This is a genomic window from Intestinirhabdus alba (assembly GCF_009711095.1).
Classification (GTDB): Bacteria; Pseudomonadota; Gammaproteobacteria; order Enterobacterales; family Enterobacteriaceae; genus Intestinirhabdus; species Intestinirhabdus alba.
Window position 1 is genome coordinate 1 of sequence record NZ_WMJZ01000140.1, and the last position, 584, is coordinate 584.

1 protein-coding gene is annotated in these 584 nt (G+C 61.8%); it reads right to left on the reverse strand.

Annotated features, from left to right (window positions below):
* A partial coding sequence (locus GJV78_RS22765; RefSeq protein ID WP_155110322.1) for a condensation domain-containing protein occupies positions 1–584 on the reverse strand: 584 nt, incomplete at both ends.

Genomic DNA, 584 nt, shown 5'->3' on the forward strand with positions numbered 1-584 from the left:
CGCTCAGCCAGTTGCCGGCCTATCGGTCCGTCTGCAGGATCTAACGTCAGCTCGCCGATCGCGAGCGGAGCCTCCCGCCATACCACCTGCACCGGAACGGTCACTCCTTGCCAGACAAACCCGGTCCGTAAAATATCATGCCGGGCCACCACCCGCTGCAACGCCGCCAGATAGCGATCCAGCGACCGGCGGTCGTTGAAGGCCATCTGGCCCACCAGAAGGTAGGGATCGCCCTGCGTTGCCAGCAAGTGGTGAAACAGGATACCGTCCTGCAGCGGAGACAGCCCGTAAATGTCCTGCACGTTCTGCACCCCGCCCTGAACGCTGGCCACCACCCGGTCAATCTCCGGCTGGGTCAGGGAGACTAACGGCAACATCTCTGGTGTGATGCACCGGGCATTTTTAGGGATCAGGTTGTCGGGAACAGGCGACTCATCCAGGGGGGTCAGACGCCGGGCCAGTGCCGACAGCACCGGGGTTTTAAATAAATCCTGCACGGCAAGGCGGACTCCCCGCCTGCGCAACTGGTCGATCATCTGAACGGCCAGCAGTGAATGCCCTCCCAGGGCAAAGAATGAGTCATG